Origin of the sequence: Massilia sp. DWR3-1-1, assembly GCF_049898325.1 — a bacterium.
Taxonomy (GTDB): domain Bacteria; phylum Pseudomonadota; class Gammaproteobacteria; order Burkholderiales; family Burkholderiaceae_D; genus JAFCUW01.
On record NZ_JAFCXL010000005.1, the window covers coordinates 21,555 to 46,321 of the forward strand.

The following is a 24,767-nucleotide window of genomic DNA, read 5'->3' on the forward strand; positions in this document are numbered from 1 at the left end:
GAGTTGGGTGTTATTGATTGATCGAGACGCGGGCGGCATTGGCAAACGCGTCGGTGCCGGCGATGACGACCTTGTCGCCCACCTTGACGCCGTCGAGGATTTCGACGGCCGACACGCTCGTCGCGCCCAGCCGGATGGGCGTCCTCACGGCGACGCCGTCGTGCATGACGTAGGCGAAGCGTCCGCCTTCGTTTTCCACGAAGGGGCCGCGCGGCAGCAGCAGCACGTTCGGTTTTTCTTCAATCAGCAGGCGCGCGTTGACGCGCTGGTTCTGGCGCAGGCCTTTCGGCTGGGCGCCGTCGAAGCGTACCCGCGCCAGCACCTGGTTTTTCACCACTTCCGGAGACAGGGCCGACAGCTTGCCCATGGCGGTGGCATCGCCCAGGGTAATTTCGGCGCGCATGCCGATGCCCATGTCGGCGACATATGTTTCCGGCACCTCCAGTTCGACCTCCAGTTTCGACAGGTCGACCAGCGTCATGAGCGGTGTATTGGCCGCCACCACGCTGCGGTTTTGCACGTTCAGGGTGCCAATGAAGCCGTCGACGGGCGCGCGCACCGTCAATTCATCGAAGCGGCGCTGGGCGTTGGCCAGCGACAGGCGCTGGCGATCGAGTTCGTTGACCTTGGTTTTCAGGGCCAGCGTGACGTCTTCGCCTTCCAGGGCGGCCGCCTTGCCGGCATGGCTGGCGCGGATCTGGGCGGAGGTCAGGTTGTCCTTGGCCCGCTGAAAATCGATTTTTGCGATGACGTCGACATTGGCCACGCTCTGGTAGCGCTCGAGCGTGCGCTGCGCCGACAGGCGGTCGATTTCGGCCGTGTCGGCCTCGCGCTGGGCCAGCAGTTTCTGTTTTTTTGCCAGGATCTGCTGGCGCGCCACTTCGGCCTCGAGCTGGTTGTAGCTCGATTGCTCGCGTTTCAAGGCATCGCTCAGGTCGGGCGACTCCAGCACGGCCAGGATGTCGCCCTTGTGGACGGTGTCGCCCGCATTGGTTTTCAGGGTGACGGTCGACTGCGCGGTGGCATACAAGGTGGGGCTGATGGCGGCGACGATGCGGCCATTGACGGCGGCGTCGCGCACCAGGGTGCCGCGGCTGACGTCGGCAATGCGCAGGCGGCTGGCGCTGACGGAGTGATTGGTGCTGCGCCAGGCGCCGAGCAGGACGATGGCGGCGCCGACGAGGACCACGGCGGCGCTGGCGTAGACCACGCGGCGCTTGAACCTGGCCGCGGGTGGGGCGGTGACGATGGCGTCCTGGGAAGATGTGTCGCGGATCATGTGAGTATCAATGTTAGCAAATGCTCAAAGTTATGCAGGAAGTGTGCCAGCCCTTAAGTGATTGATATTGTTGATCATATTGGTTTGCGTCCGCTGTCCGCACTGGCCGTGCGGGCGGACAGTGTCCGCCCGCACGGCCAGTGCGCCCCGGTCAGCGCCGCTCGCCCCTGGCCATTTGCCCGAACACGGCGTCGCGCCGCACCCAGGCGTGGTACAGGGCCGCGCCCACGTGGCCCAGCACCGTGAAGAACAGCACGTAGGCGAGCACGCCATGGAGGGGACGCAGGATGCCGTAAAGGACGGGACTATGGGGCATGATGGCGGGCAGGTGGACGCCGCCGACCATGACGATGGGATAGGCGCCGGCCGACAGCATGGCCCAGCCGATCAGCGGCATCGCCAGCATCAGGCCATACAACATCCAGTGCGAGGCATGCGCGGCGAACGCCTGGAAGGGCGGCAGGTCGGCCGGCAGGGGCGGCGTCGGCCGGCTCAGGCGATTGGCCAGGCGCAAGATCGCCAGTAGCAGGATGGCGATGCCCAGCGGACGGTGCAGGTCGAGCAGTTGCACGCGGTGTTGCAGCGAGACGACCATGGTGGCGCCGATGAACAGCATGGCGACGATGGCAATGGCCATCGACCAGTGCAGCAGGCGGGCCAGCAGGTTGAAGTGGCGGGGGCGGTTCATGGGGCGCTCCCGTTCTGGCCCATGGCGCTGGCGCTGGTTTCGCGTTCGCGCCGGTTGAACGACACCGAGTAGGCGGCCGAGCGGGCGTGCAGGATCGGGTCGGCGCTGCCGGCGATGCCCTTGGGCAGAATCAGCGGGTCGAAGTTGATGTCGCGGCAGGGGCCGTCCGCTTGCGGCTGCGCGCGCACCAGCGTCAGGGTGCCCACGGTCGCTTCGGGCCGGTTGTCCGGCCAGGCCTGGGAGGAATCGGTGATGGGGTCGCCGGGCTCGGCAAATTGCAGAACCAGGTCCCATACCAGGGGGCCGGCGGCGAGGCGCCGGTCCAGGTCCTCCGCCAGGAAATCGCGCGTGCTGCTGCGCAATTGTTCGGCGCTGAGCGCGACGAACAGGGCGCGCGGCCGCATCGACCAGCGCACCATGCGCGCGGCGCCCTGGGCATCGGTGAGCGCAAAGGCGTTGGCGCCATTAAAACGGGTGTTGCCCAGGCTGTCGGACTGGGGCGCCGTTTTGGCCCATTGCTGAAACTTCAGTATTTCAGGATGCTGCGCCAGCAGGGCCTTGAGCCTGACCGGGTCGGGCTTGCCGGTTGCCGGATCGGGCCGCATGACCTCGTTGAGCGCCTGAAAACCTTGCGGCGTCGACACGGTAAAAAAGGGAAAGCTGTTCATGGCCAGGCGCCACTCCTGGCCGTCGTCGGTTTTCAGCTGCAGGGCCATGCCGCGCACGGGCGCCGCATTGTCCGGTGCGTACGGGTTGTTCGAGGGTGCGGAAAACCGCCCCAGCACGGACACCGACGGCTGCGCGAACGCGCGCGCCGTCGACCAGCGCGCCGCCGTGGGCGTGGGCGCGAACGTGCCCATGAAACAGATGCCCTTGCTGTGCGCGCGGCGGAACCCCGCTTGCTGGGTGCCGGACGCCTGGGCGGTGTCCATCATTGTTTGTGGCGTCAGTCCCCGGTGGCCCAGCCAGCCGCCCATCCAGGCGAACAGGGCGGCGGCGGCGGCCAGGATCAGGCCGATCGGCAATAACAGCAGCAGGGAACCGCGGCGCGGCGTGGGCGAGGGCATCGCTTAGAACCGGGCGACGGTGAAACAGCGGGAGGTTTGCATGGGGTGGGCGCTTTTTAAAGGAGGAACGGGGACGGCAATGCGACGGCGGCGGGCGCTTAGGCATCACTTAATTGCTTGATAACATTGATTGTCGCATTGATCGCAAAACGACGCGCCGGGCAAGCGTGCGCGGCGGCGGCCTGCAATCTCACCATGTCTTATGTGTATGATTGCCGTTTCAGCCACCACCGACATCGCGCCATCATGCATTGGTCCTTTCAGATCCCGTCCGCCCCGGCGAACATTAATGTTCTCTCTTCCCTGGCCCTGCTGACGGGACTGGCCTTGAGCCAGGTCGCCTGCGCCGACGGCCATGACATTGGCCGGGGCGTGGGCGCGGCGGCCGGCATTGTTGCTGGTATTTATGTCCACGAACTGGGGCACGCGGCGGCGTTCGAGCTCGCCGGCGCTGAACAGATCCGGATCCGGGTGCCGGGGCCCCAGTGCCGTCTGCTGTGCGGCCAGACCGATGTCACATGGCCGGTGGCGCCGGGGGCGGCGGCGCTCAGGCGCATCAGCGTTGCCGGTTTTGTTGCCAGCAACCTGGCGGCGGAAGGACTGCTGCGCCACGACAGCGCTGCGCGCTCGGGCTTTGGCCAGGGTTTGATGGCGACGAACCTGTATTCGAACGTCGCCCATGTCGTCACTTATTACACGAAGGTGCGGGGAAGAAACGGCTACCGGGGCAACGATATCGATAGTTACGAGATGGCCGGCGGCAATCCGCACCTGCTCTCGGCGAGCTTGCTGGCCTATTCGGTCTATGCGCTGCGGCGCATGCACCAGAAGCACATTCCCGTCCTGTTCGTCAGTACGCGTTTCTAGTACTGAGGTCCCCACCAGGTCCGGTCAATCGCGCCGGAGCGGCTTGCCCCGGGCGATCACCTCGCGGCAATCGCCCTTCATGACCGCATCGTCGTAATCGGTCCAGCCATAGCTGTCGACGTAGCGCGTGTGGGTCTTGAAGGCGGGATTGACGAAGCTCCATTCCAGCGTCTCGCCCGGGTAGCCGATGTCGCCCAGGTCGAGCAAGGTGTGGAACATGTTCTCGGTGGCCAGCCTGGCGCCGCGGTTGCGCTGCAGTTGCGCCACCTTGGTGGGAAAGCGCGCCTGGTAGGGCGTCGAATACCAGACAAACGCGGGCACGTGGAATTCGTAATCGGTGTTGTGGCCGTGAAAGGCCAGCTTGCAGCGCTTGTCGTACAGGGTCTGGCCGTGGTCGGCCACGTAGAGCAGGGCGGCCGCCTGCGCACCGCCCTTGAGGCGCGCGATCAGCTGCGCCAGGAACCAGTCCGTATACAAGATGCTGCTGTCGTAGCTGTTATTGAGCTGGGGCTTGAGCTGCTGGTCCGTGTAGGCCGGCTTGTCGATGCCGAACAGCGACGGCTGCCACTGGTCGAAGCGCTTGGGGTAGCGCTGGCTGTAGTTCCAGTGGCTGCCCAGCGAGTGAATGACGATCAATTTCTTTTGCGCCTTGTCGGCCAGCGCGCGGCTAAACGGCGGCAACAGCACTTCGTCGAAGTTGGCCTCGTTGGTAAAACCGCCAAAATTGAGAAAATCGACCACGTCGGCTTCCTTGGCGAACACCGACACGGGCGTGTCGTACTTGCCGAACGAGATCTGGTTCGACAGCCAGAAGGTTTTGTAGCCCGCTTCTTTATAGGCTGTAATAAACGATTTCTCATAAAAGCCGTCTTTGAGGCTCTGGCGCGTGCGCTTGCGCGAGATGATCACGGGCACCGACAGGCGCGTGGCGGAGACGGCCGTGATGACGTCCTTCAGGGGCACCAGGTTGGTTTCCTGCGCCAGCAGGGGATTGGTGTCGCGCGCGTAGCCGTTCAGGCTCCAGCGGTCGTAGCGCGACGATTCGCCCAGCACCAGCACGACCGTCTCGGGGGCCAGCGCCGGGTCGCGCTGGCGGGCGCCGAACTGGAAGCTGGCGCTTTTCTGGCCCAGTTCGGCCAGATACAAGCGTTCTTTGTAGAAATCGATGGCGCGGATCACCAGGCCGAACGGCCAGGAGCGGGCAAACGCTTCGAGGTCGACGGGAAGGCGCGCCGCGCGCGGCAGTGGCGGCAGCGGCGGCAGCACCGGTGCGCCGCTGGCGGCCGGCGCGGCGGCGCTGGTGCGGTTGCCGAAAAAGCCGGCGGCGATGGCGCCGCCCGCGCTCGCTGGCGCGCTCGCTGTCACTCCGGGTCGGGCGGCGATGCCGAAAGTGGCGCCGTAAGCCCACAGTGCGGCCCCCAGCGCCAGCGCCGCCACGGCCAGCCAGCGCGAACCATCGCGCCAGTCGAGCTCGTTCGTGCGCATGGCCGCGCGCAGCAGGGCGATCCACCAGGCGATCACGGCCGCCATCACGATCAGCAGCAGCCACAGGGTGTGCCCCAGGAACTCAAGCGCTTCCTGCGGGCTGGTCTCGGCGATGATGCCCAGGTGGTGGCTGGAGATGCCCTGGCCGTAGTAGGCAATCAGGTAGAGCTCGGTGGGCAGGGCCAGGAAGGCGGGCAGCAACAGCCAGTGAAACCAGGCGGGCCGCTTGAACAGGGCCCAGACGGCCAGCCAGGCCACCAGTTCCACGCCCAGCAGCTGCAGCGGCGCGTCGACGGGTTTGCCCACCAGCAGGGGCGCGAAGGGCACGCTGGACAGCGCCAGGTAGCTCAGCAGCAGAAAAACGGTGGAGGAGCGCAGGGATCGCATCGACAAGGTGCTTCGGATAAAACCGTCTATTATCCGGGCTTTCCTGGCCGGTCATGCGATTTTACTTGCGGCAAAATTATGCGCGATCGTGCATAAAAACCTGTTGCGCGGGCGCGTGGTGCTTTGCGCTGGCTCAGTAAACAAGTTGACCGGCGACCTGTTCAGGCCTATACTCGCGAGTTCCCGATTTAGTTTGTGGGTCCCCCGCCGTCGCAGCCGCTCCTTGCTGAGTGGCTTTTGGCGCCTCTGGGCTCATGGCAGGGTGAAGTCTAGGTTTTAGTCCCCGGGTGTTTGCCCGGGTTATTCATGTTGTATCTTTGTTGGATTTATAACGATGCCAACCATCAATCAACTGATTCGCAATCCACGTGTCGCCTTGACCGTGAAGAGCAAATCGCCGGCGCTGGAAAACAGCCCGCAAAAACGTGGTGTTTGCACCCGTGTATATACGACGACCCCAAAGAAGCCAAACTCGGCTCTGCGTAAAGTCGCCAAAGTTCGCTTGACCAACGGTTTCGAAGTCATTTCGTACATCGGCGGTGAAGGCCACAACCTGCAAGAACACAGTGTCGTGCTGCTGCGCGGCGGTCGTGTAAAAGATTTGCCGGGTGTGCGTTACCACATGGTTCGCGGTGCACTCGATACCCAGGGCGTCAAAGACCGTAAGCAATCTCGCTCGAAATACGGTACCAAGCGCGCTAAAGCAGGCAAGAAGTAATCGGGATTTTTTCCCGTGGGGTTACTCCCAACTACTTGCACATTGAATAGTTGAACCGATCGTAATGGTCGAGTAAGTGGAGGCTATGATGGCCTGCCGCGAGTGCTGCGTCCCCGCGCTCAACTGAAGACTGAAAGGAATTGAAATGCCACGTCGTCGTGAAGTCCCCAAGCGCGATATCCTGCCGGATCCAAAATTCGGTAACCAGGATGTCGCCAAATTCGTCAACGTTTTGATGTTGTCCGGTAAAAAATCGGTCGCAGAAAACATCATCTACGGTGCTTTCGAGCACATCAAGCAAAAATCGGGCAAAGATCCGCTCGAAGTGTTTGCTGCCGCGATCAACAACGCGAAACCAATGGTTGAGGTAAAATCGCGCCGCGTCGGTGGTGCCAATTACCAGGTGCCAGTGGAAGTTCGCCCGGTTCGCCGTATGGCCCTGTCGATGCGCTGGTTGCGTGAAGCCGCCAACAAGCGTAGCGAAAAATCCATGCCTCAACGCCTCGGCGGTGAGTTGCTGGAAGCCGCAGAAATGCGCGGCGGTGCGATGAAGCGTCGTGACGAAGTTCACCGCATGGCTGAAGCGAACAAGGCGTTCTCGCACTTCCGCTTCTAATCAATTGGCCAACCCCTTGCGAGGGGGCGGCCATGTATCTGTTGTTCGAGGCCGGGCTCATTTTGTTTTCAAAATGCCGCTCGGTTTTGTCCATTCAAAGATTTAGGAATATTTATGGCACGCAAGACCCCCATTGAGCGCTACCGCAATATCGGTATCTCCGCTCACATCGATGCTGGCAAGACCACCACGACCGAGCGCGTCCTGTTCTACACGGGCGTGAACCACAAGATTGGCGAAGTGCATGATGGCGCGGCCACCATGGACTGGATGGAGCAAGAGCAGGAACGCGGTATCACCATTACCTCGGCAGCGACGACCTGCTTCTGGAAGGGCATGGCGAACAACTTCCCTGAGCACCACATCAACATCATCGACACCCCGGGCCACGTCGACTTCACCATTGAAGTCGAACGCTCGATGCGCGTGCTCGACGGCGCTTGCATGGTCTACTGTGCAGTCGGCGGCGTGCAGCCCCAGTCGGAAACCGTGTGGCGTCAGGCCAACAAGTACAAAGTGCCACGTCTGGCCTTCGTCAACAAGATGGACCGCACGGGCGCGAACTTCTTCAAGGTCTATGAGCAGATGCGTGCTCGCCTGAAGGCGAACCCGATTCCCCTGCAGATTCCTATCGGCGCCGAAGAGAACTTCCTGGGCGTGGTCGATCTGGTCAAGATGAAAGCCATCTACTGGGACGACGCGTCGCAGGGCATGAAATTCGACTACCGCGACATCCCTGCTGAGTTGCAAGAGCAGGCTGACGAGTGGCGTCTGAAAATGGTCGAGGCAGCTGCCGAGTCCAGCGACGAACTGATGAACAAGTACCTCGAAGAAGGCGACTTGACGGAAGAAGAGATCAAGGCCGCCCTCCGCGCCCGTACCCTCGCTTCGGAAATCGTCCCGATGATGTGCGGCACCGCCTTTAAAAACAAGGGCGTGCAAGCCATGCTCGACGGCGTGATCGAATACCTGCCATCGCCAATCGACATCAAGCCAGTGCAAGGCATGGATGAAGATGACCAGCCCGTCACCCGCAAGGCGGACGACAACGAGAAATTCGCTGCGCTGGCATTCAAGATCATGACCGACCCGTTCGTGGGCCAGCTGATCTTCTTCCGCGTCTACTCCGGTTCGATCAAGTCGGGCGACACGGTGTTCAATCCGATCAAGAACAAGAAAGAGCGTCTTGGCCGTATTTTGCAGATGCACGCCAACCAGCGTGAAGAAATCAAGGAAGTCCACGCCGGCGATATCGCCGCCGCGGTCGGCCTGAAAGATGCGACCACGGGCGAAACCCTGTGCGATCCATCGGCAGTGATCACCCTGGAAAAAATGGTGTTCCCTGAGCCGGTGATTCAGCAGGCTGTCGAGCCAAAGACCAAGGTCGACCAGGAAAAAATGGGTCTGGCATTGAATCGCCTGGCACAGGAAGATCCGTCGTTCCGCGTCAAGACCGATGAAGAATCGGGCCAGACCATCATCGGTGGTATGGGCGAGCTGCACCTGGAAATTATCGTTGACCGCATGAAGCGCGAATTCGGCGTCGAAGCGACCGTCGGCAAGCCTCAGGTTGCGTACCGCGAAACGATTCGCAAAGTATGCGAAGAGTCCGAGGGCAAGTTCGTCAAGCAGTCCGGTGGTCGTGGTCAGTACGGTCACGTGGTCCTGAAGATCGAGCCGCAAGAACCGGGCAAGGGTTTCGAGTTCATTGACGCCATCAAGGGCGGCACCGTGCCACGCGAATACATCCCTGCAGTCGAAAAAGGTGTGCGCGGCACCCTGAACACGGGCGTGTTGGCGGGCTATCCAGTGGTCGACGTCAAAGTCACCCTGTTCTTCGGTTCGTACCACGATGTCGACTCGAACGAGAACGCGTTCCAGATGGCCGCTTCGATGGCCTTCAAAGACGGTTGCCGTAAAGCGTCGCCAGTCATCCTCGAGCCAATGATGGCCGTGGAAGTGGAAACGCCGGAAGACTACGCCGGTACCGTGATGGGCGACTTGTCGTCGCGTCGCGGCATGGTGCAGGGCATGGACGAAATCCCAGGCGGCGGTGGCAAGATCATCAAAGCTGAAGTGCCTCTGTCGGAAATGTTTGGTTACTCGACCTCGTTGCGTTCCGCAACCCAGGGCCGTGCGACCTACACGATGGAATTCAAGCACTACTCGGAAGCGCCTAAGCACGTTACCGATGCAATCATCACGGCTAAAGCCAAGTAAAAACAACTTGGTGACGGCGCCGGACCCCGCACAGCGAGGTGCGGCCCCGTCACCAACTGATCAAAAATCTTAAAGGAAGAGCAAAATGGCAAAAGGTAAATTCGAACGGACCAAGCCGCACGTCAACGTCGGCACCATCGGTCACGTCGACCACGGTAAAACGACCCTGACGGCTGCAATCGCGACCGTTCTGTCGAAGAAATTCGGCGGCGAAGCAAAAGCATACGACCAGATCGATGCAGCACCAGAAGAAAAAGCGCGCGGCATCACCATCAACACCGCCCACGTCGAGTACGAGACCGCCGCACGTCACTATGCGCACGTCGACTGCCCAGGCCACGCCGATTACATCAAAAACATGATCACCGGTGCTGCCCAGATGGACGGCGCGATCCTGGTATGTTCGGCCGCTGACGGCCCGATGCCACAGACCCGCGAGCACATCCTGCTGGCCCGTCAGGTTGGCGTTCCTTACATCATCGTGTTCCTGAACAAGTGCGACCTCGTCGATGACGAAGAGCTGCTGGAACTGGTTGAAATGGAAGTGCGTGAGTTGCTGTCGAAGTATGAATTCCCAGGCGACGACCTGCCAATCATCAAGGGTTCGGCACGTATGGCCCTCGAAGGCGACACCGGCCCGATGGGCGAACAGGCCATCATGCAATTGGCTGATGCCCTCGACACCTACATCCCTGAGCCAGAGCGCGCAGTCGATGGTGCCTTCCTGATGCCTGTGGAAGACGTGTTCTCGATCTCCGGTCGCGGCACCGTTGTTACCGGTCGTATCGAGCGCGGCATCATCAAGGTCGGCGAAGAGATCGAAATCGTCGGCATCAAAGATACCGTCAAAACCACCTGCACCGGCGTGGAAATGTTCCGCAAGCTGCTGGACCAGGGCATGGCTGGCGACAACGTCGGTCTGCTGCTGCGCGGCACCAAGCGTGAAGACGTCGAGCGCGGTCAAGTGTTGGCGAAGCCAAACTCGATCAAGCCGCACAACCATTTCACCGGTGAGATCTACGTCCTGTCGAAAGACGAAGGCGGCCGTCACACCCCGTTCTTCAACAACTATCGTCCTCAGTTCTACTTCCGTACCACGGACGTGACCGGTTCGATCGAGTTGCCAGCGGACAAAGAAATGGTCATGCCAGGCGATAACGTGTCGATCACCGTCAAGCTGATCAACCCGATCGCGATGGAAGAAGGCCTGCGCTTCGCTATCCGTGAAGGCGGTCGTACCGTCGGCGCCGGCGTCGTTGCAAAAATCCTGAGCGAAGCCAGCAAGTAATTGCTGTCGTAATTCGGTCAGTGCAGCAAAAAGGCAGGGGCCTCACGGCCTCTGCCTTTGTTTTCATCGTATAATGTCGATCCCATATATTGCCGTTTGTTAAGAACGGTTCGCTCTTTAGAGGAAATATCATGTCCGCACCAAACCAGAAAATCCGTATTCGCCTGAAAGCATTCGACTACAAGCTGATCGACCAGTCGGCCCTGGAAATCGTCGAGACCGCCAAGCGCACCGGCGCCGTCGTCAAGGGCCCAGTGCCACTGCCAACGCGCATCCAGCGTTTTGACGTGCTGCGTTCCCCGCACGTCAACAAGACCTCGCGCGACCAGTTCGAGATCCGTACCCACCAGCGCCTGATGGACATCGTCGATCCAACCGACAAAACGGTTGACGCGCTGATGAAGCTGGACCTGCCAGCTGGCGTGGACGTCGAAATCAAGCTGCAATAATGGCATCCGCGCGCGAGTGATCGCGCGCACTGAAGCAAGCCGGGGCCGGCCTGTTCGCAATTGATCGCGGACAGGCTGGCCCCGATGTCGTTTACGTGGCGCGCACGCGAGGCGCCACGGCTGCCTGCATCAGTCTTAGTTGACGCGGAACTTGCTGATCTGCTCCTGCAGGCCGTCGGCCTGTTCGGTCAGCTCGGCGCAGGTGCTCGAGGTGTGTTCGACCAGCGCCGCATTGCGCTGGGTGTTGTGATCGAGTTCGGTGATCGCCGTGGCCACCTGGGCCACGCCGGTCGCCTGCTCTTTCGACGCCGTTGAAATGTCGCTCAGGTAGCCGCTGATGCGGTGCGCGTTGTCGACCATGGTCGACATGCTCGCGCCGGCCTTGGCGACGACGTCGGCGCCGCTGCGCATTTGCAGGACGCTGGCCGAAATGAGTGTCTTGATCTCGGCCGCCGCGCCCGCGCAGCGCTGCGCCAGCGTGCGCACCTCGCTGGCGACGACGGCAAAGCCGCGCCCGGCCTCGCCCGCGCGCGCCGCTTCCACCGCCGCATTGAGCGCCAGGATATTGGTCTGGAAGGCGATGCCGTCGATGACCCCGATGATGTCGCTGACCTTGGCCGAGGAGTCCTGGATGCCCTGCATGGTGCTGACGACGCCGGCGATGATGGCGCCGCCCGCTTCGGCGTCGGTGGCATTGTCGGCGGCGAACGTCGCCGCTGCGCTGGCCAGTTGCGCATTCGAGCCGACGGTGGCGCCGATTTCTTCCATGGCGGCGGCCTGCTGCTCCAGCGCCGCCGCTGCCGCGGCGGTGCGCTCGGACAGGTCGACGCTGTCGGCGGCGATGCTTGCGCTGGTGCCATGCAGGCTGTTGGCCGAGCTGCGCACGGTGTGCACCAGCTGGTGCAGCGATTCGTAGGCCACGCGCAGGTCGATGATGACGGCGGCCGCTTCATCTTTGCCCCAGGGCAGCGACGGCGCCCGCCGCAAATCGCCCTGGGCCATTTCCTGCAGGTGCTTGCGGATCAGGCCCAGGCCCCCTTCGGTGACCAGATAAAAAGTGAAGAAGAAATAGGCTGCGCCCAGCAGCGCCAGCGCCAGCACGCCCAGCAGGATGTTGCGCTCGGTGTGCATGGCCTGCACGCGCGCCGCGATCAGCGTTTCGAGCGTGTCCATCAAGCGCTTGGCCAGGGCGAACTGGGCGCTGGCGGCGCGGTCGGCCAGCGCCGGATAGTCGCGCTGGGCCTCCGGCGTGCTCAGCTGGGTCTCAATCATGTGCTTGCGCACCATGCCAAAAAACGCCGTGCTGGCCAGCTGGGGCGGCGCCAGGTCGAGACGTTGCAGCAAGCCGGCGCCGTTGTCCTTGATCTTGGCAAGGCCGCTGGCCATGTTCGCCTGCTGGAATTCGGCAACGGCGATCAGTTCGCTCAGAGCGCGCTGCTGGGGCGCCGTGATGGCGCCGCTGCGCTGCACGCTCAGGCCGGTGGCGCGCAATTGGGCGGTCGTTTCAACGATATCAGGGATGCGGAAGAACGCCGCGTCCATCAAATAAAACGTGGCGATCTCGGGGTCGAGCGTCAGGTTGGAATTGTCGGTGACGGCCTGCAGCAGGGCAATGAGGGCCTTGACGTGGCTGGTGTGGGCGGCGAACAGGCTGTCCGCATCGGCAGGGCTGGCCTGCTTGAGCCTGGCATAGGCGTCCAGCGCCGCTGCCCGCGCACTGCCCGTGTCGAGCGTGGCGCCCAGCGCCTGGTCGATCGTCGCCAGGCTGGCGTAGGCGGCGTCGAGGGCTGCGTGGGTGGGCTCGAGCGGCACTGCGCCGGCGCCGGCGGCATTGGCGGCGGCATCGCGCCGCAATTGCTGGGCCAGTTCGATCAAGGGCACCAGCACCCGGTTGTACTGCACGCCGAGAATTTCGCGCTGCGAAAAATTGCTGTCGTCGGCGACCCGCGCCAGGTGGGCGCGGCTGAGCATGAAGATCGGCAGCAGGAACAGGGCGCAAATCAACAAGGCCTTCGAACGAAAGCCGATGCGGCGCATGATGACCACGCCGGGCGTCCAGATGCCATGGGCGTGAAAGGCGCTGGCGCTGGCCGGCTCGCTGCGCGGCGGCGCCGTCAGGATGGGGAGGTCGTTGCGCCGGGGCGTTGGCTTGGTGGTCATGCGTCTATTCCTGTGCTGGGGTGATGGGCTGGCGCTGCATAGGACATGCGGACATGCAGCGCGAGAAATTTTTGCCGCATGAGAGGCGGGTGATTATTGATGCATTTAGGCAATTAAAATTGGCCGGGTACGAAGATAGCAGACCTAATTGAATTAGGGAATTGTCCTTTGTATCTAGCTCGCTACGATTGACGGGGGTCTTTTGACAATGCCGGCAACCGCGTTTGTTGACGTTTAATCAAAATTGTCCTACTGTGGCTGCGGGCGGATCCTTCAAGCCGGCCTGTCGTTGCCGCGTGCAGCGACAGCCTCTACGGGGTTACCCCGTGGGACTAGCAGTGTTGGGCATTTCACCGCATGAGCGGCGTCGCGCTTGCGCGCGAGTTGGCTCACGCATCACGAGACTCGTTGAAGGCACTCCGCCCACCCCACACCACCGATGAATCGCGACAAACTTGCCTTACTGGCGCTGGCCGACACCATGCTCGCCTCCAGCGCCACGCCAGCGGCGCTGGAGGCCGCTTGCGAGCGGGTGTTCGGCATGCTGGCGCCGTGGGCGCTCGTGCTGTGCGCGGCCGTGCTCGCGCGCACGGGCGAGAATTTTTATTATTTCAGCCGCCACGAGTTGGCCGAGATCCTCGCGCAGCAGCTTGCGCCGAGTGATGACGGTGACGGCGACGAAGGCGACGATGCCGACGACGGCACACTGATGCCGTTCACGCTGCCGCCCGTGCGGCGCTATTGCATCGATCCGGCGTTGTTGCCGCCAGCGCCAGCCTGGCTGACCGCGCTGTCCCTGCCCGTGCTGGACTCGGTCGGTGCGCTGGCGAGCTGGCTCAACGAACCGGTGGACGCGCTGGCCTGGTTCGCCGACCAGTGGCGGCTGGCGGGCGCGCAGCCGCCACCCTTGCAGCATTACCACTATCGCTGGGTGCCCAAGCGCAGTGGCGGCCTGCGCCTGATCGAAATTCCCAAGGCACGGCTGCGCCGCATCCAGGGTCGCATCCTGCGCCAGATCCTCGACCGGGTGCCGCCCCATCCGGCGGCGCATGGATTTCGCCGCAGCCACTCCTGCCTCAGCCACGCCGCCCTGCACACGGGGCAGGCGCTGGTGTTGCGGATGGACTTGCAGGATTTTTTTCCCAGCATTCCCGGCGCGCGCATCCACGCCCTGTTCGAAAAGCTGGGCTATCGGCCCGCCGTGGCCGGCGTCCTGGCCCGCATCTGCGTCAACCGCACGCCCCCCGGCGTCTTGCGCGCGGGCCAGGCGGGCGCAAGGCCGGGCTGGGCCCAGCGGCAGGTGCTGGCCAGTGCTCACCTGCCGCAAGGATCGCCGTGCTCGCCCGCGCTGGCCAATCTGTGCGCCTACCGCCTCGACCTGCGCCTGGCGGCGCTGGCGCGCACGCTGGAGGCGCGCTACAGCCGCTACGCCGATGACCTGGTGTTTTCCGGTGGCGCGCAGTTCGGCCAGGCGGCGGCGCGCTTTGCCGTGCAGGTCGCCGCCATCGCCGCCGAAGAGGGTTTTTGCGTCAACCACCGCAAGACGCGGGCGATGCGCCAGGGCACGCGCCAGCAGGTCACGGGCGTGGTCGTCAACCGTCATCCGAACATCGCCCGCGCCGACTACGACCGGCTCAAGGCGATCCTGAGCAACTGCGTGCGGCACGGTCCCGCCAGCCAGAACCGCGAGGGCCGCGCCGACTTTCGCGCCTGGCTGGCGGGCAAGGTGGCCTATGTGGCGATGCTCAACGCCCCGCGCGCACTCAAACTGCAGCGGCTGGCGGCGGCGATCGTATGGCCGACAGGCTGCTAGCACTCTGGGCCGCACGTTACAATACGGCCGCGATAATCAATGCGAACAGCCCACCCCATGACGACCTGTGAAACCTTTCTAAGCCGCGCCCGCCTGGCCATCCTGGCGCTGGCCAGTGCGCTGCTCGCTTGCGCTTGCGCGCCCCTGCCACCGAGCCAGGGGCCGCAGCTCACCGTCGCGCAACTGCGCTTCATCGGCGAGCAGCGCCTGCCCTGGCGCCAGCAGTTCGCCGGCACCATGGTGGGCGGCCTGTCCGGCATCGATTACGATGCCCGGCGCGGCGACTGGGTGATGATCTCGGACGACCGCTCCGAACACAACCCGGCCCGCTACTACCGGGCCCGGCTCGACTACGATGCGCAGGCCTTTCGCGCCGTCACGCTGACGGCAGCCATCACCATGCGCCAGCCGGACGGCAGCGACTATCCGTCCAAGGCCGAGTTTGCCCGCCGCCACGGCGTCGTCGCCGACCTCGAGGCGCTGCGCGTCGATCCGCGCGATGGCAGCATCTGGTATGCCAGCGAAGGCGACGTGGCGCTGGGCCTGAAGCCGTTCGTGCGGCGCGCTGGCGCCGACGGCAGTTTTGCCGCCGAACTGCCGCTGCCGGCCCGGTTCGAGGTCGATGTGGCCCACCGTACGGGGCCGCGCGACAATCTGAGCATCGAGGGCTTGAGCTTCGCGCCCGACGGCAACTCGCTGTGGGTGTCGCTGGAGGCTCCGCTGTACCAGGATGGCCCCGTGCCCAGCCCGACCGCCGGCGCCGTCAACCGCATCAGCCATTTCGGCCGCGACGGCGCGCTGCTGGGCCAGTACGCGTACCCGTTGAGCGCCATCCCGGCCGCGCCGGGGCCGGGCAAGTATGCCGACAACGGCATCTCGGAAATCCTCGCCGTGGGCGCCACCCGCCTGCTGGTGCTGGAACGGGGCGCCGTCCAGGACGCCGCCGGCGCCTACCGCGTGTATGTGCGCATCTTCGAGATCGACACGGCCGGCGCCACCGATGTGGGGCCGCTGCCCACGCTGGCCGGTGCGTCCTTTCGCCCCGTCAGCAAGCGCCTCGTGCTCGACCTCGACAGCGTGGGCCTGCCCAAGATCGACAACCTGGAAGGGATGGCGCTGGGGCCGACGCTGCCGAACGGCCATGCCAGCCTGGTGCTCATTTCGGACGATAATTTCAGCAAAAGCCAGGTCACCCAGCTGCTGCTGTTCGAGGTGATTCCTTAGGGGCGAATTTATTTTTGCAAATAGCTGTTGCACAATAGCGCTGCGCTATTTACAATGCGGACCCTCAGGGCGGTTAGTTCAGCTGGTTAGAATACTTGGTCGACATCCAAGGGGTCGCAGATTCGAATTCTGCACCGCCCACCAGAACAGCAGTAGATCAGGGCCGGCAAGATGCGCAGCGATGCGTGACTTGCCGGCCCTTTTTGCATGGGCGGCAGGAACGGCAGGAGCGCGGGCGCGCCCCTGCCGCTACATCTGGCCTGCCGCCGGCAAGGACAGCGGCGGCGCCTCGTGCGGGTGCGCGCCGAACACATCGGACTGGTCGACCACGCGCTGCGCCCAGGCGCGGTGGGTGGCCACTTCGCACATCGAGTCGTGCATCTTGAACACCGCCGGGGCGTCGATGTCGAGAATGGCGCGCGCCGCGCTCAGGTCGTTCGGCTTGACCCGGTAGTGCTGCTCGATGGGGCCGATCTGACTGGGGTGGATGGCGGTCTTGCCGATCATGCCGTGGGCCAGGTCTTCCATCACCTCCTGGTCGAGCAGTTCGGGCAGGTCCAGGTGCTCGAACACGGGCGCCGTCAGCACGAAGCCATACGGTCGGAACGTCGTCGCCAGGCGCGCGATGACGGGGCCGAGCGGGGTGCGGTAGATGGTCATGCCGCGGGGGCGGCGCAAGCCCAGCAGGGCCAGTAAATCGTTGCCGCCGATGCGCAGCGCCAAAATGCGGTTGCGCACCCCCGGCGCTTCGAGCACCTGGCGGAACTGGCGCATTTCGGCGTCGTCGAACACTTCGGCCGTTTCCAGCGTGGGCATGAGCATGTGGTCGGTATCGCGCACCTGGCGAAAGTACGCGTCGAAATTGGCGCTGGTCGCTTTCGGGATGACGAAGCCGGTCAGCTTGTCGGACCCCGGCATGGCCAGCACGCGCGCCATCACCTCCGGACTGCGCACGCGCACGAAGCGCTCGGCGCGCGCCGGTGTGCGCATATTGTTGAGCACGACGGACAGGTTGAACAGCGCCCAGCTCAGGTCGCGGTCGGCCACCGAGTCCTCGGTGCAGAAGATCAGCGAGCGTGCCTGCGGCAGGCGCTCGCCATCGGCTACTGCCATCAGGTGCTTGTGCGTCGCCGGTACATACAGCGACGCTCCCATCGATTTAACCATCCAGAGCGCTCCTGATCAGGGAAACCGCGTGGTAGGGCAGGGCCCCATCCACCAGTATCGGTACATGTTTTTCTTGTGCCAGCACGGCCAGGTGCGCCACGTCGACTGCACCGGCGTCGCGCACGATCAGCAGCCGCGGCGTCCGGCGCAGCAACACGCGGGTGGCTTCGCCGATACCGGGCTTGACCATGTTGACGTCGTCGATGCCGTGCTCGCGCAGCGCCTGCCGCATGTAGTCGCGCGAGACCGCCGCCGCGCGCGCCTTGTCGGACGGCGCCGCGGTCGGCGCACCCGGCTGGCGGGCCAGCGCGCGCGCCGCCTGCACCAGCGCGTCGGCGAACGCTTGCGACTGGTCGTGCTGCTCGAACTGCTTGTAATATACACAACCGTGGAAGTCGCCGGGGCCAATCGCCTCGTTCAGGATCGAGCGGCTCACCAGGCCCGACACGGTGGCGTTAAGAATACTCGAAGGTATCAAATAATCGTCGCACGACGCGGCGCACGCTGCCGCGCCCGCCAGGTCCGACAGCACGTACAGGCCGCCGTCGATGGCGGTGCCGTGGCTGGCATTGAAGGCGGTGATGGTTTTGTGCAATTCGCCGGCGATCACGCCCTTGCCCGTCCAGCCGTCGATGAACACGATCGACTCAGCCGCGTGGCCCTGGGCCAGGATGTGCTCCATGGCGACCTGGTCGATGCCGCGGTCGCGGATGATCGAGACGGAATAGTGCTGCACCGTGCGGCCGAACAGCTCGCGCAGCAAGTGTCCCAGCACCACGCCGACGGGGGTGCCGGCGCGCGCCAGCGACACCAGCGTGACGGCGCCGCCGCGCCGTGCGGCGATCAGCGATGCCAGCGTCAGGCAGTCGCGCGCCATTCTCTCGTTGTTGGCCGCGCAGGCCTGGCGGAATACCTCGAGGTAGCGCGCCGAGGGCAGCGCTTCGGGCGAGAGCATCTCGCTGTAGTGGCGCTGGCCGGACTGGATCAGGTACTCCTTTTCGGCGACATCGACGAAGTCCTGCAGGGGCAGCGGTTTGAGGAGAAATTCGACGTCGCCGGGGCGGTAGCTGCCGGAAAAGCTCATAAGGCCGCCACCGTCAGCGCCGCCAGCTGGCTGGCGCGGGGCACGATGGCGTAGTCGCAGGCGGCCATGAAGCGGGCGTCGGAGCGGCTGTCGCCGATGCCGAAGGTGATGATGTCGCCGTGTTCGGCGCGCAGCAGTTCCGTCACGTAAGCCACCGCGTGCGACTTGTTGAGCGCGTTCGGCAGGATCGCCAGGTTGTTGCCGTTGCGGTGAATAAAATAGTCGCGGCCGCCGTCGATCGCGTCCAGCCAGGGCTGCACCACCTCGTGCTCGATGGGGGCCAGGCGCGCAGCCACCTTGTCGGGGTCCTTGACGACCAGGTAGAACGGCGTGGCGCAGTCTTCGATCAGGCGGGCGCGCCCGCCAAAGCCCGTGCGCACGGCCCAGGCGTCGATCAGCGCGGCGAGCGCTTGCAGGCCGGGCAGGGCCGCCTGCATGGCCACCTGCATGCGCGCCAGCCAGGCGGGATCGACGGCGCCGCCGGGCGCCAGCACGATGCCGCCATAGTCGAGCACGGCGTAACTGCTGAAGTCCAGCTTGACGCGGCGGTAGGCGTCGATGTTGCGGGCGGTGGCGGGAATGACCGTCATGCCTTGCTGGGCGAACGCGAGAAAGTCGCGCTGGGCCGCCGTGGAATACGAGATCGGGCTGCCGTCCTTCAGAAAGGCGGTGGGCACGAGATCGGCGCCGGGCGCGCATTTTTCGCGCGACTGGAACAGGGTGTCGTCGAGATCGGCGAACAGGAATTTATGCAACTTCGTCAATCTGGGTCTCGCTTATAAAGTGGAACAGGCGGGCGTCGAGCAGCGCGGCGAGCTGGCGCAGGGCGGCGTTGGGCGCCGTTTCGTGGCAAATGAAGACGTGGCGGTACTGGCCGCGCTGCACGTTGTAAATGAAATTGCTCACCCCTTCGCCGTAGTTGTCGGGGAAGGCGAGGGCGCTCGCGACGGCGCCCCAGGTAAGAATGGGCGAGCGGGTGGTCGACTGCACCACCACGTCCACGCCCAGTTGTTCGAGCACGGCGCCGAGCAGGAAGGACGCGTGCATGAATTCGCCCGTGCCCAGCACCAGCACCGTCTCGCCGGGACCGATGGTCGCCGCCAGGCGCGCCGCCAGCGCCGCCGGCGTCGCCAGCGCGTGGCGCAGGCCGTAGCGGCCGAAGGCGGCGCTGGCGCCGCGGTCAGCGTCGCCGTCGAAGCGCTGGGCCGGCGTGGCCGAGGCGCTGAACTGGCCGGGCACGAACTGGTAGTGGCCCGTCACCGGCGCCGCCAGCGTCACGGGCAGGCCGAAGCGCGCGGACAGGCCGGCGGTGGCGCTCTCTCCCATGAAATTGGTGATGGTGGCCAGGTGCACGTGGGCAATGGCGGGGTTGAGCGTGCGGCAGGCGTTCGCCAGGTTGAGGAAGGTGGCGCCGGTGCTGGCCTCGTCGTCGACCAGCACCAGGGCGCGCGCGCTCATCAGCAGGGCCCGTTCGTCCGCGCCCGGCGGCAGGTGCAGGAACTGGCGCGGCGCGTGGCTGTGGGCTTCCTCGAACTCGATGATGGGGCAGGCGCCCACCCGGTAGCGCGAGGTGTGCAGGAACAGCGCCGGCTGGCCCGGGTGGGCGCGCAGCCACGCTTCGAACACGCCCTGGCCCAGGCCGATGGCCGTTTCCGCCATGGCGATGAACACCACCGGTCCCGGCAGCGCCGGCACGGCGTGCGCCAGTCGCTCGTGCATGGCGGCCATCGCCGCCGGCCGCACGGGCCAGTGCTTGCCCAGCACCTTCGACAGGAACAGGAAGCCGCGGCGCGCGTTGTCGCGGGCGGCGAAACCCATCACTTCCTCGAGCGGGCAGTCGGCGCGGTCGATCGTCAACGTCAGCGCGCCCGTGGGTAGTGTGACCTCGTGCACGCTCATGCGAGTACCGTCGCCGTGGCCAGTTCGGCCACGCGAATGCCGTTGCGCACGGGGGGCACGGTGACGTGCTGGTAGCCGTCGGCGAAACCGGACAGGGCGATCCACGGCAGGTTGGGGCCGGCCACGCAGGCCATGCCGATGCCGCCGGACATGCGCGGATTGATTTCCAGCAGGCGCAGGGCGCCGTCGCCTTCGCGGAACTGCACGTTGAACACGCCGTTCAGGCGGTGCGTGCGGGCCAGTTGGGCGGTGGCGTCGAGGATGTCCTGGCGCATGTCGATCAGCTGGCCCTGGCCGGCCTTGGCCGGCTTGCGGCGGGTGATGGCGCAGACCAGGCGGCCGTCGTCGCCCACGCAGTCGACGCTGTACTCTTCGCCGTCGAGGTATTCCATCAGCAGCATGGTGCGGCAGGCGCCCAGCTCTTCCAGGCCGCGGCGAAAGTCGGCCAGGCCGATGCGGTACTCGGCGCCGGCCAGCAGCAGGGCGGCGCTGCTGCGTTGCTCGTCGAGGATGGCAAAGCCCAGGCCGAACACGGAGTTCGACGGCTTGATGCACAAGGTGGCGTGGTGGGGGCGCAGGGCGGCGTAGCCGGCCTCGAACTGGGCCGGCGTCTCGAACGGCAGGAAGCGGGCCACGGGCGCGCCGGGCAGGTCGGTGGTGGCGTAGAAGCGGGCCTTGTCGTGAATCAGGGTGAGCTGCTCCTGCGGCGCGGTACTCAGGATCCGGGTGCCGATGGCGGCGAAGCGCGCGTGCTGGCCTGCCAGCGCCGTCGCCCCTTTGCCGGGAATAAAGATGTCGACGCGCTGCTCAAGGCAGAAGGCCAGGCACCAGTCGAGGTAGGCGTCGGCGTCCAGGCCGGTCGGCTCGACAAAGAAGGCGTGGGCGACGCGGGCGGCGGCCACGTGCGGGTTGGCGTTGCTGTAAATAATATGAAAACGGCCGGCCGTGTCGGCCTGGCGGATCAAGCCGATGGCCGCGGACACGGACGAAAACGTCCTGTTGAACCAGACGCGCATGGGGGAATACCTTGTGTGAGAGAACGGGGGCAGGGCGCGGTGGCGCCCCGTACAAACAGCATATTATGAAGCAGCCCCGGGCCTGCCGGGCATTTCGCGCGGGGGGCTGCGGCGGCCCTGCCGGGGCGCGGTGTTGGTGCAAACAACACATCGCCATACCCCCAACTAAGTTGTTGCGTCAAGCCCTTTTGCACGTTATACTAGCCGGCTTCGGTATGGATTCGTCCGTCTCGAGTCCGTATCTTTACTTGGTAGTTAAACAGTCAGCCCCGCCCAATCGTAGGTGGGAATGGAGAAAAAATGAGCCTAGGCCTTCTCGGTCGCAAGGTTGGAATGATGCGCATCTTCACGGATGAAGGGGACTCGATCCCAGTTACCGTGCTTGACGTGTCGAACAATCGTGTTGCGCAAGTCAAAACTCCTGAAACGGATGGTTACACCGCCGTTCAGGTCGCATTCGGTCAACGTCGCGCTTCCCGCGTGACCAAAGCTGTTGCGGGTCACCACGCCAAAGCTGGTGTGGAAGCCGGTACGATGCTGAAAGAATTCCGCGTCGATGCCGCTAAAGCTGCCGAACTGAAAGCTGGCGACGTCGTCGCTGCCTCGCTGTTCGAAGTCGGCCAAAAAATCGACGTCCAGGGCGTCACGATTGGTAAGGGTTACGCCGGCGTCATCAAGCGTTACCACTTCTCGTCGGGTCGCGCAACGCACGGTAACTCCCGTTCGCACAACGTACCAGGTTCGATCGGTATGGCGCAGGATCCAGGCCGCGTGTTCCCAGGTAAGCGCATGACCGGTCACCTCGGTGACGTCAATCGCACCGTTCAAAATCTCGTAATCGCCCGTATCGATGCCGACCGTCAGCTGCTGATGGTCAAAGGTGCCGTACCAGGTGCGAAAAATGGCCAGGTCGTCGTGTCACCTGCCATCAAAACCAAAGCACAGAAGGGAGCTTAAACGATGGAACTCAAGCTTCTGAATGAGCAAGGACAAGCAGGCTCGAACGTTGCCGCCGCCGATACCGTATTCGGCCGTGACTACAACGAAGCCCTGATTCACCAGATCGTCGTCGCCTACGCCGCTAACGCGCGTTCGGGTAACCGCAAGCAGAAGGATCGTGAAGAAGTTCACCACACGACCAAGAAGCCTTGGCGCCAAAAAGGTACGGGCCGTGCTCGTGCCGGTATGTCGTCGTCGCCACTGTGGCGCGGCGGCGGACGCATCTTCCCGAACTCGCCTGACGAGAACTTCACCCACAAAGTGAACAAGAAGATGTACCGCGCAGGTATCTGCTCGATTCTGTCCCAGCTGGCTCGTGAAGAGCGCCTGGTGGTCGTCGAAGGCTTTGCCATCGATGCGCCAAAAACCAAGCTGCTGGCACAAAAGCTGAGCGGCATGGGCCTGGAATCGGTCATGATCATCACCGACACCCCGGACGAAAACCTGATGTTGGCTTCGCGTAACCTGCCGAACGTGCTGGTTGTCGAGCCCCGTCATGCAGATCCGATGTCGCTGGTGTTCTACAAAAAAATCGTGGTCACCAAAGCAGCACTGACCATGATCGAGGAGATGTTCGCATGAGCGGCGTAATCAAATTTTCCGAAGAGCGCCTGATGAAGGTGCTGCAGGCGCCCGTCATTTCCGAGAAGGCCACCATGGTCGCGGAAAAGAACGAGCAGATCGTCTTCCGCGTCTTGCCTGACGCCACCAAGCCTGAAATCAAGGCCGCCGTTGAACTGCTGTTCAAGGTTGAAGTGGAATCGGTGCAGACCCTCAATCGCGAAGGTAAGGCAAAGCGTTCGGGCCGTTTCAACGGTCGTCGCAACCACACCAAGCGCGCTTTCGTGTGCCTGAAGCCTGGCCAGGAAATCAACTTCTCCGAGGAGGCTAAATAATGGCACTCGTAAAGATGAAACCAACCTCACCAGGCCGTCGTGGCATGGTGAAGGTGGTGAACCCCGACCTGTACAAAGGTCGTCCGTTCGCTGCCCTGGTTGAAAAGAAATCGAAGACCGCTGGCCGTAACAACAACGGTCACATCACCACCCGTCACATCGGTGGTGGTCACAAGCAGCATTACCGTCTGATCGACTTCAAGCGTCAGAAGGATGGCATTCCTGCGAAGGTCGAGCGGATCGAATACGATCCAAACCGTACCGCCAACATCGCGCTGCTGTGCTACGCCGACGGTGAGCGTCAGTACATCATCGCCACCAAGGGTATGGCTGTCGGCGACGCCGTCATGAATGGCTCGGAAGCGCCAATCAAGTCGGGTAACTGCCTGCCAATCCGCAACATCCCGGTCGGTACCGTGATGCATTGCGTCGAAATGCTGCCAGGTAAGGGTGCCCAGATGGCCCGTACCGCCGGCGCCGGCGTCGTGCTGATGGCCCGCGAAGGCACCTACGCACAGGTTCGCCTGCGCTCCGGTGAAGTGCGCCGCGTCCACATCGAATGCCGTGCAACGGTCGGCGAAGTGGGTAACGCTGAGCACAGCCTGCGTAAAATCGGTAAAGCTGGCGCGATGCGCTGGCGCGGTGTTCGTCCTACCGTTCGCGGTGTGGTCATGAACCCGGTCGATCACCCGCACGGTGGTGGTGAAGGTAAAACCGCAGCTGGTCGTCATCCAGTGTCGCCTTGGGGCCAACAGACGAAGGGTAAGAAGACGCGCCGTAACAAGCGTACGACTTCCATGATCGTCTCGCGCCGCGGCAAGAAATAAGGATAAGACATGACACGTTCATTGAAAAAAGGGCCGTTCATCGACGCCCACCTGGTGAAAAAAGTCGAAGCCGCGCAAGCGAATAAAGACAAAAAGCCAGTCAAAACCTGGTCGCGTCGTTCGACGATCTCGCCGGATTTCATCGGCCTGACCATCGCTGTACACAACGGCAAGCTTCACGTGCCAGTGTATGTCTCCGAGAACATGGTTGGTCACAAGCTCGGTGAATTCGCGCTGACCCGCACGTTCAAGGGCCATGCCGCTGACAAGAAGGCGAAGAAATAATGGAAACCAAAGCTATCCTCAAAGGTGTGCGCCTGTCGGACCAAAAAGGCCGCCTGGTTGCAGATCTGATCCGCGGCAAGAAAGTCGGCGCAGCTCTCGACATCCTGCAATTTAGCCCGAAAAAAGGCGCGACCATCATCAAGAAGGTTCTGGAGTCGGCAATTGCCAACGCCGAGCACAATGACGGCGCCGACATCGACGAGCTGAAAGTGGTGCAGATCTATGTTGAAAAGGGTCCGATCCTCAAGCGCTTCACTGCTCGCGCTAAGGGTCGTGGCGATCGTATCTCGAAACAATCCTGTCACATCTACGTGACTGTCGGTAACTAAGGGG

At 63.6% G+C, this 24,767-nt stretch carries 24 protein-coding genes and 1 tRNA gene; 15 read left to right on the forward strand and 10 right to left on the reverse strand.

Annotation, left to right across the window (positions count from 1 at the left end; all coding sequences use genetic code 11):
• Positions 1-10 precede the first annotated feature (10 nt).
• The 3 genes from ACP7EY_RS06595 to ACP7EY_RS06605 all read right to left on the reverse strand — a co-directional run bounded on the left by ACP7EY_RS06595 (position 11) and on the right by ACP7EY_RS06605 (position 3,034).
• Positions 11-1,279, reverse strand: coding sequence for an efflux RND transporter periplasmic adaptor subunit (locus ACP7EY_RS06595; protein WP_426191720.1), 1,269 nt, complete (start codon positions 1,277-1,279; stop codon positions 11-13).
• 151 nt (positions 1,280-1,430) lie between these two features.
• Positions 1,431-1,967, reverse strand: a complete 537-nt coding sequence (locus ACP7EY_RS06600) for a cytochrome b (protein ID WP_426191722.1) — start codon at positions 1,965-1,967, stop codon at positions 1,431-1,433.
• The gene (locus tag ACP7EY_RS06605) at positions 1,964-3,034 is read right to left on the reverse strand and encodes a catalase family peroxidase (RefSeq protein WP_426191724.1); all 1,071 of its coding nucleotides are present in this window, start codon (positions 3,032-3,034) and stop codon (positions 1,964-1,966) included. Before ACP7EY_RS06605 ends, ACP7EY_RS06600 begins: the two co-directional genes overlap by 4 nt.
• 246 nt (positions 3,035-3,280) lie before the next feature.
• On the opposite strand from ACP7EY_RS06605, the gene ACP7EY_RS06610 reads away from it, so the two are divergent.
• The gene (locus ACP7EY_RS06610) at positions 3,281-3,901 is read left to right on the forward strand and encodes a hypothetical protein (protein ID WP_426191726.1); all 621 of its coding nucleotides are present in this window, start codon (positions 3,281-3,283) and stop codon (positions 3,899-3,901) included.
• 24 nt (positions 3,902-3,925) lie between these two features.
• On the opposite strand, the gene ACP7EY_RS06615 is transcribed toward ACP7EY_RS06610, so the two are convergent.
• Positions 3,926-5,773 (reverse strand): phosphoethanolamine transferase, encoded by a 1,848-nt coding sequence (locus ACP7EY_RS06615; RefSeq protein WP_426191727.1) that lies wholly within the window; start codon positions 5,771-5,773, stop codon positions 3,926-3,928.
• A 334-nt stretch (positions 5,774-6,107) separates the two neighbouring features.
• On the opposite strand from ACP7EY_RS06615, the gene rpsL reads away from it, so the two are divergent.
• The 5 genes from rpsL (at position 6,108) to rpsJ (ending at position 11,064) form a co-directional block, all read left to right on the forward strand.
• Positions 6,108-6,491, forward strand: coding sequence for a 30S ribosomal protein S12 (gene rpsL, locus ACP7EY_RS06620; protein WP_010394376.1), 384 nt, complete (start codon positions 6,108-6,110; stop codon positions 6,489-6,491).
• A gap of 145 nt (positions 6,492-6,636) precedes the next feature.
• Positions 6,637-7,107 (forward strand): 30S ribosomal protein S7, encoded by a 471-nt coding sequence (gene rpsG, locus ACP7EY_RS06625; RefSeq protein WP_426116923.1) that lies wholly within the window; start codon positions 6,637-6,639, stop codon positions 7,105-7,107.
• A 114-nt stretch (positions 7,108-7,221) separates the two neighbouring features.
• Positions 7,222-9,327 (forward strand): elongation factor G, encoded by a 2,106-nt coding sequence (gene fusA, locus ACP7EY_RS06630; RefSeq protein WP_426191730.1) that lies wholly within the window; start codon positions 7,222-7,224, stop codon positions 9,325-9,327.
• 85 nt (positions 9,328-9,412) lie between these two features.
• The gene (tuf, locus tag ACP7EY_RS06635) at positions 9,413-10,615 is read left to right on the forward strand and encodes an elongation factor Tu (protein WP_426191732.1); all 1,203 of its coding nucleotides are present in this window, start codon (positions 9,413-9,415) and stop codon (positions 10,613-10,615) included.
• A 131-nt stretch (positions 10,616-10,746) separates the two neighbouring features.
• A complete protein-coding gene (rpsJ, locus tag ACP7EY_RS06640; protein ID WP_010394389.1) occupies positions 10,747-11,064 on the forward strand; it encodes a 30S ribosomal protein S10 in 318 nt (105 codons plus the stop codon).
• Between the two features lie 135 nt (positions 11,065-11,199).
• Here the strand turns inward: rpsJ and ACP7EY_RS06645 are convergent, their stop codons facing one another.
• Positions 11,200-13,224: a methyl-accepting chemotaxis protein gene (locus ACP7EY_RS06645; protein ID WP_426191734.1), complete on the reverse strand. Its 2,025-nt coding sequence runs from the start codon at positions 13,222-13,224 to the stop codon at positions 11,200-11,202.
• Positions 13,225-13,663: 439 nt separating this feature from the next.
• Here ACP7EY_RS06645 and ACP7EY_RS06650 point away from each other — a divergent pair, with 439 nt between their 5' ends.
• The 3 genes from ACP7EY_RS06650 (at position 13,664) to ACP7EY_RS06660 (ending at position 16,405) form a co-directional block, all read left to right on the forward strand.
• On the forward strand, positions 13,664-15,037 hold the full coding sequence (locus ACP7EY_RS06650) for a reverse transcriptase family protein (protein WP_426191736.1): 1,374 nt from the start codon (positions 13,664-13,666) through the stop codon (positions 15,035-15,037).
• A 57-nt stretch (positions 15,038-15,094) separates the two neighbouring features.
• Positions 15,095-16,261, forward strand: a complete 1,167-nt coding sequence (locus ACP7EY_RS06655) for an esterase-like activity of phytase family protein (protein WP_426191738.1) — start codon at positions 15,095-15,097, stop codon at positions 16,259-16,261.
• Between the two features lie 67 nt (positions 16,262-16,328).
• A tRNA-Val gene (locus ACP7EY_RS06660) sits at positions 16,329-16,405 on the forward strand.
• 105 nt (positions 16,406-16,510) lie between these two features.
• Here ACP7EY_RS06660 and ACP7EY_RS06665 read toward each other — a convergent pair.
• The 5 genes from ACP7EY_RS06665 to ACP7EY_RS06685 are packed head-to-tail and all read right to left on the reverse strand — an operon-like array spanning position 16,511 to position 21,427.
• A complete protein-coding gene (locus ACP7EY_RS06665; RefSeq protein WP_426191740.1) occupies positions 16,511-17,428 on the reverse strand; it encodes an HpcH/HpaI aldolase/citrate lyase family protein in 918 nt (305 codons plus the stop codon).
• Positions 17,421-18,512, reverse strand: a complete 1,092-nt coding sequence (locus tag ACP7EY_RS06670; RefSeq protein WP_426191742.1) for a cysteine protease StiP family protein — start codon at positions 18,510-18,512, stop codon at positions 17,421-17,423. The genes ACP7EY_RS06665 and ACP7EY_RS06670 overlap by 8 nt, the downstream gene beginning before the upstream one ends.
• Entirely contained in the window at positions 18,509-19,276 is a 768-nt protein-coding gene (locus tag ACP7EY_RS06675) for a hypothetical protein (protein ID WP_426191744.1), read from the reverse strand. The genes ACP7EY_RS06670 and ACP7EY_RS06675 overlap by 4 nt, the downstream gene beginning before the upstream one ends.
• The gene (locus ACP7EY_RS06680; RefSeq protein WP_426191746.1) at positions 19,260-20,411 is read right to left on the reverse strand and encodes a phosphoribosyltransferase domain-containing protein; all 1,152 of its coding nucleotides are present in this window, start codon (positions 20,409-20,411) and stop codon (positions 19,260-19,262) included. The genes ACP7EY_RS06675 and ACP7EY_RS06680 overlap by 17 nt, the downstream gene beginning before the upstream one ends.
• Positions 20,408-21,427: an ATP-grasp domain-containing protein gene (locus ACP7EY_RS06685; protein ID WP_426191748.1), complete on the reverse strand. Its 1,020-nt coding sequence runs from the start codon at positions 21,425-21,427 to the stop codon at positions 20,408-20,410. Before ACP7EY_RS06685 ends, ACP7EY_RS06680 begins: the two co-directional genes overlap by 4 nt.
• A 300-nt stretch (positions 21,428-21,727) precedes the next feature.
• Here ACP7EY_RS06685 and rplC point away from each other — a divergent pair, with 300 nt between their 5' ends.
• Genes rplC through rplV form a run of 6 tightly spaced genes read left to right on the forward strand, consistent with a single transcriptional unit; the run spans position 21,728 to position 24,763 of the window.
• On the forward strand, positions 21,728-22,384 hold the full coding sequence (gene rplC, locus ACP7EY_RS06690) for a 50S ribosomal protein L3 (protein ID WP_426191749.1): 657 nt from the start codon (positions 21,728-21,730) through the stop codon (positions 22,382-22,384).
• 3 nt (positions 22,385-22,387) lie between these two features.
• Positions 22,388-23,008, forward strand: coding sequence for a 50S ribosomal protein L4 (gene rplD, locus ACP7EY_RS06695; RefSeq protein ID WP_426191751.1), 621 nt, complete (start codon positions 22,388-22,390; stop codon positions 23,006-23,008).
• Entirely contained in the window at positions 23,005-23,322 is a 318-nt protein-coding gene (rplW, locus tag ACP7EY_RS06700) for a 50S ribosomal protein L23 (RefSeq protein ID WP_426115719.1), read from the forward strand. Before rplD ends, rplW begins: the two co-directional genes overlap by 4 nt.
• Complete coding sequence (gene rplB / locus ACP7EY_RS06705; protein WP_131429169.1) at positions 23,322-24,149, forward strand: 50S ribosomal protein L2; 828 nt, start codon at positions 23,322-23,324, stop codon at positions 24,147-24,149. The genes rplW and rplB overlap by 1 nt, the downstream gene beginning before the upstream one ends.
• Before the next feature lie 9 nt (positions 24,150-24,158).
• On the forward strand, positions 24,159-24,434 hold the full coding sequence (gene rpsS, locus ACP7EY_RS06710) for a 30S ribosomal protein S19 (RefSeq protein WP_119811777.1): 276 nt from the start codon (positions 24,159-24,161) through the stop codon (positions 24,432-24,434).
• On the forward strand, positions 24,431-24,763 hold the full coding sequence (gene rplV / locus ACP7EY_RS06715) for a 50S ribosomal protein L22 (RefSeq protein WP_219884135.1): 333 nt from the start codon (positions 24,431-24,433) through the stop codon (positions 24,761-24,763). Before rpsS ends, rplV begins: the two co-directional genes overlap by 4 nt.
• Positions 24,764-24,767: the final 4 nt, after the last annotated feature.

Coding starts and splice junctions, on each gene's coding strand:
- ACP7EY_RS06685 (WP_426191748.1), bottom strand. CDS start 21,427: ATGCGCGTCTGGTTCAACAGGACGTTTTCGTCCGTGTCCGCGGCCATC.
- ACP7EY_RS06605 (WP_426191724.1), bottom strand. CDS start 3,034: ATGCCCTCGCCCACGCCGCGCCGCGGTTCCCTGCTGCTGTTATTGCCG.
- ACP7EY_RS06650 (WP_426191736.1), top strand. CDS start 13,664: ATGAATCGCGACAAACTTGCCTTACTGGCGCTGGCCGACACCATGCTC.
- ACP7EY_RS06665 (WP_426191740.1), bottom strand. CDS start 17,428: ATGGTTAAATCGATGGGAGCGTCGCTGTATGTACCGGCGACGCACAAG.
- ACP7EY_RS06655 (WP_426191738.1), top strand. CDS start 15,095: ATGACGACCTGTGAAACCTTTCTAAGCCGCGCCCGCCTGGCCATCCTG.
- ACP7EY_RS06680 (WP_426191746.1), bottom strand. CDS start 20,411: ATGAGCGTGCACGAGGTCACACTACCCACGGGCGCGCTGACGTTGACG.
- rpsL (WP_010394376.1), top strand. CDS start 6,108: ATGCCAACCATCAATCAACTGATTCGCAATCCACGTGTCGCCTTGACC.
- ACP7EY_RS06645 (WP_426191734.1), bottom strand. CDS start 13,224: ATGACCACCAAGCCAACGCCCCGGCGCAACGACCTCCCCATCCTGACG.
- rpsJ (WP_010394389.1), top strand. CDS start 10,747: ATGTCCGCACCAAACCAGAAAATCCGTATTCGCCTGAAAGCATTCGAC.
- rplB (WP_131429169.1), top strand. CDS start 23,322: ATGGCACTCGTAAAGATGAAACCAACCTCACCAGGCCGTCGTGGCATG.
- ACP7EY_RS06610 (WP_426191726.1), top strand. CDS start 3,281: ATGCATTGGTCCTTTCAGATCCCGTCCGCCCCGGCGAACATTAATGTT.
- fusA (WP_426191730.1), top strand. CDS start 7,222: ATGGCACGCAAGACCCCCATTGAGCGCTACCGCAATATCGGTATCTCC.
- ACP7EY_RS06600 (WP_426191722.1), bottom strand. CDS start 1,967: ATGAACCGCCCCCGCCACTTCAACCTGCTGGCCCGCCTGCTGCACTGG.
- rpsG (WP_426116923.1), top strand. CDS start 6,637: ATGCCACGTCGTCGTGAAGTCCCCAAGCGCGATATCCTGCCGGATCCA.
- ACP7EY_RS06670 (WP_426191742.1), bottom strand. CDS start 18,512: ATGAGCTTTTCCGGCAGCTACCGCCCCGGCGACGTCGAATTTCTCCTC.
- rplD (WP_426191751.1), top strand. CDS start 22,388: ATGGAACTCAAGCTTCTGAATGAGCAAGGACAAGCAGGCTCGAACGTT.
- rplC (WP_426191749.1), top strand. CDS start 21,728: ATGAGCCTAGGCCTTCTCGGTCGCAAGGTTGGAATGATGCGCATCTTC.
- rplW (WP_426115719.1), top strand. CDS start 23,005: ATGAGCGGCGTAATCAAATTTTCCGAAGAGCGCCTGATGAAGGTGCTG.
- tuf (WP_426191732.1), top strand. CDS start 9,413: ATGGCAAAAGGTAAATTCGAACGGACCAAGCCGCACGTCAACGTCGGC.
- ACP7EY_RS06615 (WP_426191727.1), bottom strand. CDS start 5,773: ATGCGATCCCTGCGCTCCTCCACCGTTTTTCTGCTGCTGAGCTACCTG.
- rpsS (WP_119811777.1), top strand. CDS start 24,159: ATGACACGTTCATTGAAAAAAGGGCCGTTCATCGACGCCCACCTGGTG.
- ACP7EY_RS06595 (WP_426191720.1), bottom strand. CDS start 1,279: ATGATCCGCGACACATCTTCCCAGGACGCCATCGTCACCGCCCCACCC.